14 protein-coding genes are annotated in these 17614 nt (G+C 33.0%); 5 read left to right on the top strand and 9 right to left on the bottom strand.

The window, feature by feature from the left end:
• Positions 1-9: 9 nt before the first annotated feature.
• Together hrpB and QL232_RS17515 are read left to right on the top strand one after the other, a co-directional pair.
• Positions 10-2499, top strand: coding sequence for an ATP-dependent helicase HrpB (hrpB, locus tag QL232_RS17520; protein WP_281615133.1), 2490 nt, complete (start codon positions 10-12; stop codon positions 2497-2499).
• A gap of 100 nt (positions 2500-2599) precedes the next feature.
• Positions 2600-2893, top strand: a complete 294-nt coding sequence (locus QL232_RS17515; RefSeq protein ID WP_168884315.1) for a hypothetical protein — start codon at positions 2600-2602, stop codon at positions 2891-2893.
• A gap of 44 nt (positions 2894-2937) precedes the next feature.
• Here QL232_RS17515 and QL232_RS17510 read toward each other — a convergent pair whose 3' ends face one another.
• The 4 genes from QL232_RS17510 to QL232_RS17495 form a co-directional block, all read right to left on the bottom strand.
• Positions 2938-6171 (bottom strand): response regulator, encoded by a 3234-nt coding sequence (locus QL232_RS17510; RefSeq protein WP_281615132.1) that lies wholly within the window; start codon positions 6169-6171, stop codon positions 2938-2940.
• Position 6172: 1 nt separating this feature from the next.
• A complete protein-coding gene (locus QL232_RS17505) occupies positions 6173-6715 on the bottom strand; it encodes a heme NO-binding domain-containing protein (protein ID WP_281615131.1) in 543 nt (180 codons plus the stop codon).
• Positions 6716-6830: 115 nt separating this feature from the next.
• On the bottom strand, positions 6831-7811 hold the full coding sequence (locus tag QL232_RS17500) for an SGNH/GDSL hydrolase family protein (protein ID WP_281615130.1): 981 nt from the start codon (positions 7809-7811) through the stop codon (positions 6831-6833).
• Positions 7812-7875: 64 nt separating this feature from the next.
• Entirely contained in the window at positions 7876-8535 is a 660-nt protein-coding gene (locus QL232_RS17495; protein ID WP_281615129.1) for a hypothetical protein, read from the bottom strand.
• Between the two features lie 160 nt (positions 8536-8695).
• Between QL232_RS17495 and QL232_RS17490 the strand changes: the two genes are divergently transcribed.
• Positions 8696-9847: a porin gene (locus tag QL232_RS17490; protein ID WP_281615128.1), complete on the top strand. Its 1152-nt coding sequence runs from the start codon at positions 8696-8698 to the stop codon at positions 9845-9847.
• 210 nt (positions 9848-10057) lie between these two features.
• Positions 10058-10426, top strand: a complete 369-nt coding sequence (locus QL232_RS17485) for a hypothetical protein (protein WP_281615127.1) — start codon at positions 10058-10060, stop codon at positions 10424-10426.
• Between the two features lie 37 nt (positions 10427-10463).
• Here the strand turns inward: QL232_RS17485 and QL232_RS17480 are convergent, their stop codons facing one another.
• The 4 genes from QL232_RS17480 to QL232_RS17465 all read right to left on the bottom strand — a co-directional run bounded on the left by QL232_RS17480 (position 10464) and on the right by QL232_RS17465 (position 14381).
• The gene (locus QL232_RS17480; RefSeq protein ID WP_281615126.1) at positions 10464-12449 is read right to left on the bottom strand and encodes a TonB-dependent receptor; all 1986 of its coding nucleotides are present in this window, start codon (positions 12447-12449) and stop codon (positions 10464-10466) included.
• On the bottom strand, positions 12449-13351 hold the full coding sequence (locus tag QL232_RS17475) for a FixH family protein (RefSeq protein WP_281615125.1): 903 nt from the start codon (positions 13349-13351) through the stop codon (positions 12449-12451). The genes QL232_RS17480 and QL232_RS17475 overlap by 1 nt, the downstream gene beginning before the upstream one ends.
• 144 nt (positions 13352-13495) lie before the next feature.
• Entirely contained in the window at positions 13496-13888 is a 393-nt protein-coding gene (locus QL232_RS17470) for a hypothetical protein (RefSeq protein WP_281615124.1), read from the bottom strand.
• A 262-nt stretch (positions 13889-14150) separates the two neighbouring features.
• Complete coding sequence (locus QL232_RS17465) at positions 14151-14381, bottom strand: hypothetical protein (protein WP_281615123.1); 231 nt, start codon at positions 14379-14381, stop codon at positions 14151-14153.
• Between the two features lie 103 nt (positions 14382-14484).
• On the opposite strand from QL232_RS17465, the gene QL232_RS17460 reads away from it, so the two are divergent.
• Positions 14485-17037, top strand: a complete 2553-nt coding sequence (locus QL232_RS17460) for a CHAT domain-containing protein (protein WP_281615122.1) — start codon at positions 14485-14487, stop codon at positions 17035-17037.
• On the opposite strand, the gene QL232_RS17455 is transcribed toward QL232_RS17460, so the two are convergent.
• Positions 17005-17523: a hypothetical protein gene (locus tag QL232_RS17455; protein ID WP_168884303.1), complete on the bottom strand. Its 519-nt coding sequence runs from the start codon at positions 17521-17523 to the stop codon at positions 17005-17007. The two genes, QL232_RS17460 and QL232_RS17455, sit on opposite strands and share 33 nt — an antisense overlap.
• Between the last annotated feature and the right edge of the window lie 91 nt (positions 17524-17614).

Below are 17614 nucleotides of genomic sequence, written 5' to 3'. Positions count from 1 at the left end.
TTAGATCAAGTGGCATTAGATATATCTAAAATAGATCTTCCTGTAAAGGAAATAGCAGAAGAAATTATTTCTACCTGTACGGAGCATTCGACAATGATACTCAAGGCTCCTCCGGGTGCCGGGAAAAGTACACTTGTCCCCTTATTATTTCTTGATCAACCTTTTTTTGAAGGTAAAAAAATCTATATGCTCGAGCCTCGACGATTAGCAGCAAAAACAATTGCTAACCGTATGGCTGATCTTTTAGGTGAAAAAGTAGGTGATACCGTAGGTTATCGCGTTAGGTTTGATACTAAGGTTTCTAAAAATACAAGGATTGAAGTTTTGACTGAGGGAATTCTTACTAGAATGATCCATCAAGACAATGCTTTAGAAGACGTTGCTATGGTTATCTTTGATGAGTTTCATGAAAGAAGCTTACATGCTGATGTGGCCATGGCACTTTGTAGAGAAACTCAACAAGTACTCCGAGATGACCTGAAGATACTTGTTATGTCTGCAACATTAGACATGCCACAACTATCTTCTATGCTTGATAACGCCCCAATTCTGGAAAGTAAGGGAAGAATGTATCCAGTAGATTTGCAATATGTTGGAGATATTGATCGCTTCTTGATCCCAGAAATGACAGCTAAAGCAGCTATCGATGCCTCAAAAAAACATGAAGGGGATATTTTATGTTTTTTACCTGGACAAGGTGAAATAAAGAAGTGTGAAGGTATTCTTAGAACACAACTAAGAGATTTTGCGATACACCCTCTTTATGGGCAGCTTCCCCATAGAATGCAGCAAGCTGCAATAATGCCTAACAAAGAAGGTAAAAGGAAAATAGTATTAGCCACATCAATTGCTGAAACTAGTTTAACCATTCAAGGTGTAACAGTTGTGATTGATACGGGATTCGGTCGTACTCAACAGTTTGATCCTAACTCCGGTTTATCTAGATTAACTACAGTACAAATTTCTAAAGATGCAGCTGACCAAAGAGCAGGTAGAGCAGGACGTTTGGGTCCAGGAACATGTTACCGTTTATGGAGTAAAGCCACCAATGAGCGTTTAGATGAACAACGTATTCCCGAGATCGAACAAGCTGATTTGTCTTCATTAGTATTAGATATGGCACAATGGGGTATTATCAATCCTTCTGAATTATCATGGGTAACCCCTCCACCACAAGGTCATGTATACCAAGCTAGAGAAACCTTAGAGCAACTTGATGCAATTGAAGATAACCAAATTACTGATCATGGTAAAAATATACATCGATTACCTTGTCACCCGCGAATTGCCCACATGTTATTGTTTGCTGAAGAAAACGATCTTCTTCCTTTAGCAACAGATCTTGCAGCAATTGTTGAAGAAAGAGATCCATTAGGCAGAGAAGCAGGTGTAGACATTAACTTAAGAATAGAAGGACTTAGAAGGTTCCGTAAAGAAGGGCAAAAGAATAGAAGGTTTAATCAGATCGAAAAAATTGCCAATCAGTATAGAAAAATGTTTGATATCAATGATGATAATTCTTCTGTAGATGATTACGAGACCGGTATTCTATTAGCTCATGCCTACCCCGAGAGAATTGCTTGTTCAAAACCTGGTAATAATGCTCAATTCCAATTGGCTAATGGTAAAATTGCAATGGTGGGACATAAAGATGATCTTGCCTATGAACAATGGCTGGCAGTTGCTCATATCGATGCTCGAGACGGTATGGGGAAAATCTTTATGGCTTCAACATTAGATCCCAAAGATTTGGCTCCAATGGTTAAGGAAAAAGAAATAGTTACTTGGGATTCTGATGATGGTGGAATAATCGCTACAAAAGACCTTCGTATTGGTAATATTGTTTTAAGGAGTGTTCCTCTTAATGATCCAGATCCAGATTTGTTAGAGGAAGCAATTCTGAATGCCATCAAAAAAGAAGGAAAACAACTCTTAAACTTTGATGAAGAAGTAGAACAATGGCAGGCTAGAATCATGTCGTTAAAAAAGTGGAACCCACAAGACAAATGGCCTGATGTATCTACCGAAACACTTTTACTTACATGTAAAGATTGGCTACTGCCTTACCTTGATCAAGTAAAAAAGCCATCTGACCTTAAGAAATTGAAGTTAAAAGATATCTTGCACCATTCTTTAAATTGGGAATTACAGGAAAAGTTAGATGTATTGGCTCCTCAACGAATAGAAGTACCTAGTGGATCAAATATTAAGGTAAAATATCAGAACAATGGAGAGCCAGCACTACTAGCTGTCCGCTTGCAGGAATGCTTTGGTTTAGAAAATACACCGAGCGTAAACCATGGAAAAAATAAAGTGCTTATGCATTTACTAAGCCCTGGATTTAAACCCGTACAGATCACTGCCGACCTAAATAGCTTTTGGAACAATGCATATTTTGAAGTGAAAAAAGACCTGAAACGTAGATATCCTAAACACTCATGGCCTGACAACCCTTGGACTGAAGAAGCGGTTAGAGGTGTTAAAAGGAAGAAACCTTAAACATCTCACTATGAGGAAGTATTAACATTGATTAGAATGTTTTAACTCAAACTTTATCAGTCAATTTCGTATATTTATGTATAAATAATTTATAAACGAAATGGCTGTTATTATGAAAGATTTTAAGGATTACTTTCTAAATTTTATAATAGGCGTATTTCCATTTCTAGCATTAGCTTATCACTTATTTTTTGTGCATAAAGCTTATCGAATGGAAGGTTTATGGGTTGCCATTGTATCATTCTTTACACCTGTAATCAGTGATATATTTTGGTTTATTACTACATTAACACATTACGGTTATCATGTATATCATACGCTTGGAATTTTAGGAATTGGATTTGGAGTATTATGGTACTTCTGGGGTAAAAAGAATCAGCATTTAACCACTTAACAAAAAGAGAGTGAAGCATTACAATAACTTCACTCTCTTTTCTTTTATAAATATTTCATGATTGATTTTTGAAGTTGTTCCTGACCATATGGTTTAGGAATACAGGCGTTCATACCCACCTTCAAATATTTTTTAACTAACTCTTTTTCTGAGTTGGCTGTGATTGCAATAATTGGAACATCAATATTAAGTTCATCCCTCATTATTTTGGTAGCATCTACTCCATCCATCACAGGCATTTGAATATCCATTAATATAATATCAAATTGATGCTTTTTACAGAGGTCTACAGCTACTTGTCCATTTTCTGCTTCCATTATGTTCATCTTCCAACCTTCTAAAATTCCTTTCAATAATAATAGATTAAAAGAATTATCCTCTACGATAAGAACTCTAATACCTTCCCAGTCCTTTTCTTCTACCTGATTTTTATTTTCGTGGGCTTTGTCATTCGTTTCCTGTAAGAAACCTTTAATGGTCTTTTCGAAATCTTCTAGATCAAACGGTTTAGAAACACAAGCATCCATACCTGTTTTCATATATAGGTTTTGTTCAGAACGAGAACTATTCGCTGTTAACGCAATTATTGGTAAATTTTTATGCAAATCTCCTCTGATAATCTTGGTCGCCTCTACTCCATCCATAACAGGCATTTGGATATCCATAAGAATGATATCAAAATCGTTTTCTTTCACTAAGTCTACTGCCTTCTGTCCATTTTCAGCGGTTTTGATTTCCATTCCCCAACCTTCAAGGATATTGACAACTAATAGTTGGTTAAACATATTGTCTTCAACGACCAAGACTTTCTTCCCTCTCCAACTATCTTCAGGTCGGTGTAATTCAGGTTTAGTTTCATTGGGTTCAAAGTAGAAAACATCATGTATCACTTTTTTAAGTTGCCCTACTTTAAATGGCTTTGGAATACATCCATTCATTCCTACTTCTAAGAATTCTTTCTCGTACTCAGGAGTTAGATTAGCAGAAAAGGCAATAATAGGAACATCTTGGGTAAATGATTTTCTAATTTTCTTAGACGCTTCTACCCCATCCATCTTTGGCATCTGAATATCCATTAGAATAAGATCATATTCTTTTCTTTGGATAAAGGAGATCGCTTCATCTCCGTCATCGGCAGTATCAACATTCAATCCCCAACGATTAAGGATATTCACTACAAGAAGTTGATTATATTGATTGTCTTCTACCAACAAGATATTTTTGCCAGACCATTTCGAATGATCTACACCATGTTCATCGATAATTTCCTTCTGATCAAAGATTTTACTAAGTTCTCTTTGAAGATCGTCTTGCTGGAAAGGTTTGGTTACACAGGCCTCCATTCCCTTTTCTCTGTATGAGTCTAAGTCACTTTTCATTGCATTAGCCGTTAACGCAATAATTGGTGTACCTATCTGAAGTTTATTTCGTACATATTGGGTTGTTTCTATACCATCCATTTCTGGCATTTGAATATCCATCAAAATGACATCATAATTCTTCTTTTTAAGCTTTTCTATTGCAATTTTTCCATTATCAGCGATATCAATATTTAGCTTCCATTGTAAAAGAATATTCTCCGCTAATAATTGATTGAACTGATTATCTTCTACTAAAAGTACATCAAAATCACTCCAGTCAATATCTTCTGAATTCAATAATGGTTTTTCTTCAGTAGTAGTTGATTCACATTTCTCAAATGGAATAGAAACGATAAACGTAGACCCTATACCTACTTCACTTTCAAGCGATATTTCACCACCCATCAATTCAATAAGGCTTCGACTAATTGTTAGGCCTAAACCGGTTCCTCCAAATTTTCTCGTTACAGATACATCTGCCTGAGAGAAGCCTTCAAATATTTTATGATGTTTCTCCTTAGGAATTCCCTCACCTGTATCTATCACTTTAAAAATGATATTCTGAATTTCATCATTACTATTTTCTTTATCGACAAAAACCTCAACTTTTACTTCTCCTTCACTTGTAAATTTGATGGCATTACTGACTAAATTTGTCAACACCTGATTAAGTCTGTAGGGATCTCCTTTTAGAGTCGGATGAATATCTTCATCCATTGTATGATTTAATAGAATATTTTTTTCTGTTGCACGAATTTCTAATGATTTTACAAATGATTTGATTCTATCCGTCAAATCAAATTCAATACTTTCTATTTCTAATTTTTCAGATTCGATTTTTGAGATATCCAATACATCATTAATTACAACCAAAAGGTTTTCGGCTGATGTTTTAATGGCATTGATAAATTCAGATTGTTTAGGTAATAATGGTGTTTTTGTTAATAGGTTGGATAGACCAATAATAGCATTCATTGGCGTTCTCAACTCATGTGATGTATTGGCAATAAATCGCTCCTTCACTCTAGAAGATTCGATTGCTTTTTCCCTCGCTCTTTCTAGAGTCTCCTCCATCTCTTTTCTTAAAGAAATATCTATTCCTACGGAAGTATAGCCTATGATTTCATCATTTTCTCCTTTGATAGATATTACCGTTTGGTACAACCATATTATTTTACCATTTTTATTTGTAATACTAAATTCATAAACATCTTTATCTTTCTTTTGGAGCGTTTGCTGTAAGAACTGTTCAGAGATCTGTTCATACATATCAGGAGTGATAAAATCAAAAAATGTTTTACCTAGAAGTTCAAATTCAGTATACCCTGTAATACTTTCGGCAGATGGGTTGACATAAAGTAGCTTACCTTCCTTATTGGTTCTAACAATGATTTCTGAAGCATTTTCTACCAGACCTCTATATAATATCTCTTTTTCTTCAACGATACTTTTTTGCTGCTTCAACTTGGTAGTTAACTCCCTTAATTCCAACAAATTGATTTCATTCATTTTTAATAATTGAACGGCATCAGGAGTTGGGTCATTTAAAGCAAAATCGGTAAGTGAAAGTTTATGGGTAACTAGTTCATCAGTACTTTTCATCCATGGTGAACCCAAAAAAAGTATATTTTTATCTTCCTCAAGAATGATAATCTGTCCTCTTAAGACAATATCTCTTTCTTGATTCTGGAAAACAAATACCTTTTGTAACTGGGTTTGTACCTCCTCATAGCCAAACTCAATGCTCCAAGGACGAACAAGTTTTAAGACTTTATCTAATTTTTCAAATTTACAGTCAGGAAATAACTTTTCGAAGCTTTTCCCGACTGATAATATTGATAGACTTCTATCAAGAAGAAAATGAAATGGATAAAGTTTATTGAAATCTAATTTCGTATTACCAATTTTAAAATCCATGCTACCACTTTACAGAAAATTCATCGTATTTTAAGCCATCCTTTCTTCCTTCCAAAAGTTCAGTTGACACTTCAGTATCGAAAGCTTCTCCTAAACCAAGAATTAAACCATGAACAAAATCCGTTAGTCCTTCCCTTTTAGAAAAATATCTTAGTTTTAGCTCATTCTCACTTACACTTTCTACATCAAACTCTGGGGGCTGAATATTTGGATAGAGCAACATTACTCGGCTATGAAAATTTGGGAGATTAACAAAGAACTCTTTCAAGGTATTTCCTCCTGTATCCATTAATGAACCGTAATGTTTCTTTGCTGTATTTAAGACCCAATACTTACCAAATGCTACTAATACATCCGATAATGGTAATTCTAAAACTTTAGATGCTGCTATCGCAAGATCGAAGGTAATACTATCATCGTAGATTTCATTTCCGGCGAAGATATCTATACTCACTCCACTCTCTTTCAAAATTGCTCGCCATTTATCCTCTCCAAAGTTCTCAATAACTAGCCCTTGAATCGCCTTGTTTACAATTCCATACATACTCTAAGTAGTTTACTGTTAAGTGTAAAATATTGACAAAATAGAAAATAATCAAAAGCAATTGAGGATCAAAAGTTCACCTCGAAAAGTGAAGTATTATCTCATAATCTTACAACTATATCAATTGATGTTTCCGAATAAACTCAACAAGATATTGAGACATTTTTGTATGCATTTCAACAGATGGATGAACTAACTTAGCCAAGAAAGGATACTCTAAGTAATAAATTTGGTCATCCCTCATATAATGAATAGCCGACTTGACATATTCTGGAAATACTGATGATTTGCTTGAAATATCCATACAACCTAAAGTACAAATGATAGGTGTATTAGGATACTTTAATCGTATACCCTGGAGAAATTGTGAATATTTTTCAATGATCTCCTCTCCTTCCAATTGCCTTCTTCCAATACGCTTTAAGAAGTTTTCATTATCAGGGTTTTGCATCAACCACTTGTCATTTTGCATTAGGTTAATAACAACAAGATCAGGAATTTTCTTTGAAAAGTCCCATTTTGATTTTTTATCATTTGGGTTTAATCGATCATATAATTCAGGCATAATCAAATCAAACCAACTGACCATTAAACCTATACCACTTCTTGCAATAATCGTTTGTTCTGTATTTAATGCCCTAGATGTTTGTGAAGTATATGCCCAATAATTATTAGTGAAATAACTATCATCATTACCTGTTGTATCTTCATTGGCATATCCTACAGAAATGGAATTTCCATAATATTCGATATGTTTTTTATTGGGTTTTATTTCATCTAGATCTCCATCACAAACTACTGCGTAAAGTGTAGAGGTTCCTTTTGAAAAATCGTTTTTGCGATGTAATTCAACGGTATGATCTTTTTTATCTTTAGGAGCATACAACACATACCATTCTTTATTCTCTGTGGGCTGAATATCCTCTATTTCTTTACCATCAACGATGATTGAGTACCTACTTTCTCCTAAATCATCAGATAGCTGAACTTTTAATGGGCCTCCATTTATTTTGAAAGTGAGAATGGTACCTGGCCAAAATATTTTTATTTGTTTATTACTTTGCTCGACTCTGCCTTGTATATATATATTTTCCATTTTTGTTTGGCTAGTTGATGTTTGACACCCCCAAATTATTAGGAATAGTATGGGAACTATTAGATTAGTTTGCAAATACTTCTTGTAGCATTTCTTCTGCTTCATCTTTATTGTCTTCTTTTATGATCAGTTCACCTTTTGAAAGTAGTTGATGTACCATTTGAAGGTCTTCAAAATTAGCGTTTGAAAGGTGTTTGGGTACTTTATATATTCTCTCATCTTTTTTATCAAACGGACAAGCCACCTTAGATGAGTACAAATATGGAATAAGTATTTTTGAACAACTAAATGCTATTTTTTCTACTGTATTATCCTTAAAATACTCGGTAAGTCTTTCATTAATATGTTCAAAAAAATTGATGGTATTCGCCAACCTTAACCTTGACCCTGCTTTTGACTTACCTCTGGTTTTTAAATACTTTATCTGACTTTTCCCTTGTTTTTTCCTCACTGCATAAGTTGAAAAAGTCTTATGCAACACGATCTCATTGTTTTTTACTAACCCAACAGAAGCACTTTCTGTTTGGATAATACAGATGACATAGACAACATCTCTTGCTTCAAATTGTGTATTTAATTGCCAAGGTAACCTTAATGAATATTGTATCTCAGAATTTTCAAGATATTCTATCGTATGGGAATCCTTATTGTAATGACTCTCAAAATTTTGAAGCTTTTCGCTTAATACATCTAACTTCTTTACCGGAATAGTCCTTGAAATCATTTGGTATTATCTGATTAAAATATTGGTTAATTCTATAAATATACAAGATTGGTTGGCTAATTAATGAATTTTATTTGGGGTAAATGTGTTTCAAATTTGATATTACACTAGAACCATATTTTTAATTGAAGCAATCTCTTGAATTTTATAACCTACTACTATGCAAAATTCGATGATCCTCAGAACTATTATTCTACAATTCTTTTTTCTTGTTCAGGTTATTCCTGTTCTTTCACAATCACATGATAAAGAAGAAAGTGGATGGGAACAATTTACTAGTAGTCTAGATATGCCTATTAATGGACGCTTTGATTATAGAAATATTCAGTTTGGTAATGATATAGACGGTTATGTAGATGATAGTAGATTCAGAATGTCTTCATTACTCTTTATGTTGAATGGTAAAATAAATGAAAACTTCACTTTTAATTATCGTCAAGCTTTTAATCAAACCGGTGTAGATGATTCTAACTTATCCAATAATATTCAAGTCGCAACAATTAACTATACAACAGATAACAAGAAGTGGCTTTTTAAAGCAGGGAAATTCTTCTACGGTTATGGTACTATGGAACAACAGTATTGGCCCTACGATGTTTACCGTTATTCATATGTTAATAATAATGTAAGATTATGGAAAACTGGAGTACATGCGGAACATATTACAGCATCTGGTCAACATATAGCCTTCCAGGTAGCTAATGGAGTGAATGAAATTGATTCTCTAGGGAAACAAATACAAGCTACTCAATTTAATGTGTATTGGTGGGGACATATTGTAAAAGATTTTATCAAGGTATATTCTAACGTTACCACGTTAAGTAACTATAACCTGTATGATGGCATGCCCTTCGCTTTCTCTCTTGGCTTACAATGGAATTTTGATACATTCTGGATCGATACAGATTTTATCACAGCGCGTAATATGCCCAATTTTAATAAAAATGGCACCTACTACTCGACTCCTATTAAGTTTAAATATAATGGTAAACATTTCAGACCTTTTATAAAATTAATATTCGACCAAGTGATGTTCGACTCTGAAAATGATGCTGTAATTGTGACTAATCCCGTTACAGAGAAGCCAGAGTTGGTAAAGAATTCTCTTATGATCACCTATGAGGTCGCTCTGGAATTTTACCCTTGGGAAGACAAAGATTTTAACCTTCATATTGTTGGAACGTATGCGGATGCAAACAATCATTATTTCCAACAAGAAAACACAGATCCATCTTCAAGAAATGAATACAATACGCAGTTTCAGTTGTTGGCAGGTATCAGTTTTAACTTCGATGCTTTTCACTTAAAATAATAAAAATCACATTTCACTATAAACCTTACTTTATATGTAACCCTAAAAATAAGGATTAAAAAGAGATAACAATTGTACTTTACTAATAGGTTACATCAAATTTAATCATCAATGGATATTTTGGTTTGTATTCTCATGTTAATCTAACATTACAAGAATTAATTTTTCTTACGTGATGTTTAATTAATACAACTAGATCATTGACCAGATATGAAAGCCTTACTTACTTTATCAATTGCACTTACTCTTAGCTTTTCTTCATTTGCAGATGTAAATGATTGGTATTTCAAATACATCCGTATTATTGATGTTGAATTGAATGACCACCTTGCTCAAGATATTTTACAGCAATGGGTAGGTATCACTGAGGAAGACAACGCTACTTATCTGTACAATTTGACTACAAAAAATATATTCTGTGAATTTAAATCGGGGATAAAAACGGCACAAATTCAAGATGTAATCACAGATTCTGGAACAGTACATGTAAGGCTTGTTGTTAATGAGTTTGTAATGATCAATGTTGCACTTTGTAAACAGTCTGGAAAAGTTATTTATACTAAAGCTTCACATATATAAACGACAAAAGCCTCACAAATTGTGAGGCTTTCCTTTTTTAGAAATTATAATTAATTCCCAATTTTATATTTCTTCCACTACTAGGTATTTCATTCCAGGCAAATGGGTCTATATAGTAAGCATCAAATATATTCTGAACAGCACCAATAAACTTTAATTCTCCTTTATTTAAATCTAGAGCATATTCTCCTTGTAAATTAAACAAGTGATAACTGCTCGTTGGCAGCTCTCCTAATTCTTCAGCAGGAGTTGACATACCAGAATTGTAAACATATTCTACCCCAAAAGCAAAGTTCTTTAACTGTAACTGAATATTCTGTTTCACTGTCAAAGGTTGCATATAAGGCATAGAAGAATGTAACTCTTCAATTGTACCATTATCAAATGACAAGTGAATACCATATTTCAACCAATTGGAAATTAGTTTACTACCATAAATATTTAAATGTGATGAATTCGCTTTACCCACATTCATATATTTCTTCACTCCTAGTGCTCCTATAGTCATTGGTAATAAGTCTTCTTGTACAATTCCAACAATATAATCATTGATAAATACTTTTCTTGCACTCATACCAAGTACCCAACCGTCTGAATTATATTCAAGATTAAAAATAAAATCAAATGCTTTTTCTGTATCCAAGTCAGGGTTTCCTATATAATCAAAGCGATCTCTTGCATTAAAAAGGTAATAACCATATAGCTCTGAAGCAGTAGGTAATCTATGCGTATAATTTATTCCAAATGATGAGGTAATTGATTCTGTTAAATGATAGTTGAAAGCAGAAGAGAAGGTACCTCCCAATTGAGAAATTGGACCATCTACAGTATAGTTTAATGTTTCAAATTGTTTTCTTGCCAATTCATTCGATAAGTTAATTGAATTGGATTCAATACGAATACTGTTTTCCCATTCTAAACGGTCGTCTAGTTTCCAAGTATCTTTCAAAAATGTTGCTATTGAATATCTTTGAATATCTCCCCAAGTGATCATATACATATCCTTTCCACCTGTTGGAGAATACATCGTCATATCTGCAAATAAGTGATTTGCGAATGCATCTACCTTTATAGAAAACTGATGCTTCTCGGTTTTTCTCCCCAATTTAGCCCAAGCTCCAAAAGTATTGCTCCTTCCCGGCATATCCATACGAATTGCTACATTCTCACGATTCGTATCGTCCATGATATGCTCAATAAAGTTGTAATAAACCTTAGCTTCTAAATGCTGAAATTTTGCTTGGTCATCATGTTTTTTATAACCAATGTTACCCATTATCCCAGTAGCAGAACTTACATCCATTGGTAATGCCGGATAACCAATATCTTTCCCTTGATCAAACATCAACATTGCTGTCAGTGTTTCGTTTTCAGATAATTTATACCCTGAAGTTAACGTATGGTTCTGTTTCTGATATTGTGTATATGGTACTAATTCTCCATTTCCATCTGTATAACTTTGATGTTTTCTATATGCACCAGAGTACCTTACTCCAAACTTTTCAGACGACTTTTCCAAGAAAATATTCCCATCATAACCGTTAGTATTTGTACTATAAAAGTTTTGAATACCAAAGTGTGTTTCCCCATCAAAATTGGGGTATTTCATACTTGCGTTGATACTTCCTCCCAAAGAAGTTCCAAATTCTTGTGCGTCAGAAGATCTTAATACGTCAAATGACTCTAGATTAATGGGCTCAAGATATGAAGTAGCAGGGTCCATCTTATCGGTACAAGCACCAAATACTCTCATCCCATCTATCACAACTGCTATCTGTCCATCAGAATATCCATTGATAATGGGCTCCCAAGCAAAACCACCTCTTTTTACAATATTCATTTCAGGCTTTTCTGCCATTACTTGATCTATTGTTAACTGATAGTCTTTATTTTCTATAGTATCTGAAGTAATTGTCACCTCACCTAAATAATAAGTCTTTAGTTGAGCTTGAGCAAACGTTGAAGTAATCGGTAGTAAAACTAAAAATAGCATACTACCGATTAATAGTTTAAGACTTTTCATTAAAACTCAAGGTAAAATGATAAACCTTCTTCATCAATAATTTCTGTTTCTCCATCTTTTACATTTAACTGAATTTGCCAGTCACCAGTCATAGAGAAATTCACTACACCAGTATAAACTCCTTCTTCCGTTTCTTCTGGATCAACATTATTCGACGAACCATGTGACATTGAAGGCATCCATGGAGTCGTTTTAATTGATAATTGAGTATATGGCTCATAAGTTTCAAAATCATGACCATGTCCCTCTTCGTGGTGACCGTGATCCATATCTTCCATCATATGATCCATTGCAGGAATTCTCTTAAATGCTAAGATTTCAATATCGTTTGCTCCCATTTCTGGCTCACCAGATAGGAAGTTATATCCTAAGACAATTCTTTCTTCACTACCATCTAATTGTTGCATAATCACTGTTTTGTAATTAGCTTCTGATGTTTCGAATGTCACCGCATTCACCTCAATTGGCATCATCCACATTGCTTCGACAGCATCATTTACGATATATTCAATATGTAATTCCCAAGCTCCCATTTCTACTGTAGGCATTACAAATAAAATTTGGCCTTCACCAGAAGTGGTATTCGAACTACCAATATCAAATCCTTTTATTGGTGTTGAGTGCATGTGTTTCATCCCATTATCCATCGTCATTTCCATAACAGGAGTAATTTTCCAAGTACCACCTTCAGATAAAGATTGACCATTACCAAGAGAGAACGTTACATTATTAACACCTTCATAAAGTGCCTCTTTCGTTGAAGTTAAGTTTAATACAACCCCCTCATCCGTAGTTGAAGAACCTATAACATTTGATCCTTCCTCTGGGTTGGTCTCATCTTGATTACATGAAATAAAAAATAATGCAAAAATTGAGATTAGTAAAAAAGATACGTTTTTCATGATTAAAATATTACGACAAAGGGTATACAATTCAACCCTTCATAAAGTTTTTATGATAGATATAATGATTAGCACTCAATAAATTGAGCAAAAAAAGGCATGAGTTTTAGACCTTCTTGATAAAAGGTGACTCATTAAAGTTATCTATACTATTGGAGGTCGTAATAATCGATCGACAAGATCTTTAGAAGTAAGAAGTACTTCTGTAGAATTTTGTACTGCTCTTACAGGCAATACTTGGGTTTGATCTAAAGTAGGAATTAAAGTTTCAGAAGCACATAACGACATTACTACCTCTTTAGTAGAATGCATATTAGATTCTTTTTGCTTCTCTGCTTCCTTCTTAAGTTGTTTGTTGATAAAACATTGTCCGTGACAAGACATTTCAGGTTTGTCCTTATTAATACAAAAGACCTTTTCGATAAAGTCTCTTTGATCTTCTAGATCCATTTTAAGTAAGGACACAGAAAATGCATTGAACAGAATGGCTACTGCACAGACAAGGTGTAAACCGAATTTGAAATAATCTGTTTTCAATACATTTAACTTTGATTCGCGTCAAAATTAAGATGTGAAAACAGTTAATTCAAAAAAATTGTATAAAAATGTTGATTTTTATCACTTTTTATATGTTAATAAAAAACTTTTTTATAAATTTGGATTACAAATATTAACATCATGAAATATTAGGCTAAAGTCTTACTTCAGCCTTGAATATAAAGATTAATTAATAGTTAGTTTTCAGTTTTAGAGTTATACTCTAAAACAAGTAAAAGAGGCACTTTATAAGTGCCTTTTTTTATATATCTTGGCCGAGATTATTATCTGTTTCCGTAGGATCAGTAAAATATTTAAGCCTTACTTTTTTCTTATTACTATTATTTAGAGAATCTTGTTCTGGAAACATTACCTCAAATTCAGTATTAACTGGATTATATTCAATAGGTTCTACCTCATTTTCTTGCATTGAACATGAAAAGGCAGTTAGTATAACTGAAAAAATAATTAACTTTTTTGATAGCGATTTCATAAAATTTCCCGAATTACTTGTTAATAAAAACTTTCTAACTAATCTTAGTAGTACTAGTAAGACATGTTCCTAGATAATATGTAATCAGTACTCTAAATAAATTATGATATTTTTTCTAATCATATTACAAATTCTCAATTATCCTTTTCTAAAAAACGATGATAGTAAATTAGCGGATGATGCATATATCAACTTTAAAAATAAAAACTATGAAACCTCTATTAATAGGTTTGAGTCTTTGAAAGAAAAAACCACTGACTATAATGCAAAGACATTTGCGTGTTTCTTTCTTGGGCACCTTTATTTAAAAGAAACATTAGAAATAGAAAAAGGAATTTGTAACTACAGAGAAGCTATTCAAATTCAAGAAAAGAATGGAATAAAATACGAATGGTTATATTCTAATTCTTTGAAAGCTATTGGAACCTATCACAATAGAGTAGGTTCATTAGATTCAGCCGAATATTATTTCCATAAGGCAAATAAATCATTTATCAAGCAAAATTCGAATGTTCAAAATAGTATGGCAGCAAAGCTTGGCCTTATCTATTATTTAAAAAAAGAATATTCATTTGGTGATTTATTATATCAAAAATACCATTCAAATATAAAATCACCATCCTCTGATTATTTTAGTTACTTGACACTTACCAAAAATGATTCTGTTATTGATGATTATTTTAAACAATGCCATGAATATTATAAAAATAAGAAGTTCAACAGAAGCAACTATTTTTACTTTTATGCTAAATATCAATATGAGAAAAATAAATTGATTGAAAGTATTACTATAGTAGATGAGTTCTTAGAATTATCTAAAGAAAATATCACTAAAAATATTAATGTATATAGTACAGATGAATTACTAATGACCCGTTTCTACTTCTCAAGAGCCCACTTATTAAAAGCATTAGCTTATGAGAAGTTAGAAAAGAATGATCAAGCACTCACAGAATTCAATATTGCTTTAAATGAAATTAACCTCGCACTACCTGCCAAATATCAAAGAAATCTAATTCTCAAGAATTTAATATTTAGGAACCTTACTCAATTTTATCATGATCGTGGTAAAGAGTATCTTCAATATTTAGATAGTTCTGAATTGGTTTTAGATCAATATGTAAATGTAGGAAAGGACAGTACAGGTGTGGTTCATCATGAATATATGGAGCACTATTACCTAAAAGGCCTCTATGAAGATGATGAACAATTAAAAGACAAATATTATTGGAAAAGTTACCATCACTTTAAGAAGTTTATTGGTAAACAGCATGGCGACAAAGATCAATTAGTATCCTTTATTTCTCAAAAAGATTTACAGGATGAGTTTATACACTTTTATATCCATCAATATCAAAAAAATCAAAATGAAGATGATCTATTAAAAGCCTTAGAAATTATTGAAAATACAAAATCAACTATTCTTAATAAAAGAAGTTCTAACGTTAAGAATTTGTCTATTGATGAATATTTTGCCTTGGATAATGTTTTTGATTTCAAAAAGAAATTAAAAGAGACTCCACTACTCACACCAGATATTCTTAGGTCATATTTTAAAGAAAATTTTGAGGAGAAGAATATTGGATTTGTTTCTTATTACCAAGACGAACATAACAGGTTTTTTATCATTTCTTATAGCAAAGGGAAGTTTAATCTTGAAGTAGTTAATGCCCAAGAAAGAGACTTTAATTTACTGAAAGCATTTTCTGCAAAATTATATCAGAGTGATTATTTTATTGATCGAACCTATATTAATCAGTTAGATTCAATTAGCCATTTGTTGTTACCTCAAAAGGTATTCAACAATCAGGAAGATAGAATAATGATATCTGCTGATCAATTAACATCAACTATACCTTTGGGTATATTGAACCTTTCAGGTGGAAAAAAAATGATTGAAGAACATAGTATAAGCTATGCTTTTTCTTTACATCATGAGTACTTTATTTCTTCTCTCCCTAAGGTAAAGAATGATCAGATTGATATTCTAGGTATTGCACCTTTTGCAAATAAGGATTTGAAATTTTCTCAAGAAGAAGTAGAAGGCATCACTGAAAATACTTTAATCAATGAAGAAGCTACTAAGGAAAATGTTATCAATGCGGTTAATGATTATGATATCATCCACTTTGCTACACATACAGTAATTGGTGACGACGAACAAAGTTCTCGTATTTTCTTGTACGGTCATGATTCCCTTCCGGAAGGTTTTACCTTTGATCAGGTAGAAGAAATGGATTTTTCAAAACACAACTTAATCTCTGTTAGCTCTTGCTACTCTGCTAACGGTAAGTATATAAAAGGTGAAGGCTTGATGAGCTTTCAGAGAGCATTTGCCTACTCACAAGCTCCTTCTGTTTTAGCCGGTCTTTGGAAAGTAAATGACCAAGCCTCACTATATATTTCAAAGAAGTTCTTCAAGTTTTTAAAAGATGGATATGAAAAAGATATCGCCCTACAAAAAGCCAAGCTAGAATTCTTTGAAGATTTCCCTGCCCTAAAACAGAACCCAATGTTCTGGGGGAGTCTGATTATCAGTGGAGATATAGACCCTATAACAAAAAAGAGCAACCATTGGTTATGGTTACTCTTCCTCATTCTAATTCCCTCAATTTGTTACTTCTTATGGCAGAAGTTCAAGCATAAAGACCTTTAGTTTTAATGAATTGGTTATCTCTCGATGGTAAAGGTGAGCAGGATCTTTTTCCATTTTTTCCATAAGAACTTTCGCATCTTCATAATTTCCTGCACCTATTTCTGCCATGCAAAGAAAGAAATCTTTATGATCAGACTCTTTCGCTGTCATTAAAATCATTTCTGCATCATGGAACTTCTGTTCGTGTAAAGCTTTTACACCAACTTGTAGCGGTAATCGTTCTTCTGTTAATGTGTATGATCTGTCCGATAGGTTATACTTATCGATTGAATCATTAACAACTGATTGGGGCGAGATTAGTAAGGTTACATAAACAGAGCCAAGCAAAAGCAATGTTGTTGCAGCAACAGAAGCAACCTTCATTGATTTCAACCACACTGAAGAAGTCTTCTTCTTCATCTGTTGTCTAATCTTTCCGATTTCTTCTTTCTTGAATTCAAGATATACCCTTTGCTCAATCTCCGTAAAGTTATTGAGTTGTTCCATAGTTTTATTTTCTTAGCATTGAAAATATTTGACCATAAATGTTTTTCTATACATATATGACACAAATGCTAATAAATGTAATCACTTAGAT

Origin of the sequence: Flammeovirga sp. SubArs3, assembly GCF_947387565.1 — a bacterium.
In the GTDB taxonomy this organism is placed as follows: Bacteria; Bacteroidota; Bacteroidia; order Cytophagales; family Flammeovirgaceae; genus Flammeovirga; species Flammeovirga agarivorans.
This window is presented reverse-complemented; position numbering and strand designations above follow the sequence as displayed.

Bases quoted from the DNA above. Each gene is read 5' to 3' on its own strand.
- QL232_RS17515 (WP_168884315.1), top strand. From the start codon at position 2,600: ATGGCTGTTATTATGAAAGATTTTAAGGATTACTTTCTAAATTTTATA.
- QL232_RS17510 (WP_281615132.1), bottom strand. From the start codon at position 6,171: ATGGATTTTAAAATTGGTAATACGAAATTAGATTTCAATAAACTTTAT.
- QL232_RS17505 (WP_281615131.1), bottom strand. From the start codon at position 6,715: ATGTATGGAATTGTAAACAAGGCGATTCAAGGGCTAGTTATTGAGAAC.
- QL232_RS17500 (WP_281615130.1), bottom strand. From the start codon at position 7,811: ATGGAAAATATATATATACAAGGCAGAGTCGAGCAAAGTAATAAACAA.
- QL232_RS17495 (WP_281615129.1), bottom strand. From the start codon at position 8,535: ATGATTTCAAGGACTATTCCGGTAAAGAAGTTAGATGTATTAAGCGAA.
- QL232_RS17490 (WP_281615128.1), top strand. From the start codon at position 8,696: ATGCAAAATTCGATGATCCTCAGAACTATTATTCTACAATTCTTTTTT.
- QL232_RS17485 (WP_281615127.1), top strand. From the start codon at position 10,058: ATGAAAGCCTTACTTACTTTATCAATTGCACTTACTCTTAGCTTTTCT.
- QL232_RS17480 (WP_281615126.1), bottom strand. From the start codon at position 12,449: ATGAAAAGTCTTAAACTATTAATCGGTAGTATGCTATTTTTAGTTTTA.
- QL232_RS17475 (WP_281615125.1), bottom strand. From the start codon at position 13,351: ATGAAAAACGTATCTTTTTTACTAATCTCAATTTTTGCATTATTTTTT.
- QL232_RS17465 (WP_281615123.1), bottom strand. From the start codon at position 14,381: ATGAAATCGCTATCAAAAAAGTTAATTATTTTTTCAGTTATACTAACT.
- QL232_RS17460 (WP_281615122.1), top strand. From the start codon at position 14,485: ATGATATTTTTTCTAATCATATTACAAATTCTCAATTATCCTTTTCTA.
- QL232_RS17455 (WP_168884303.1), bottom strand. From the start codon at position 17,523: ATGGAACAACTCAATAACTTTACGGAGATTGAGCAAAGGGTATATCTT.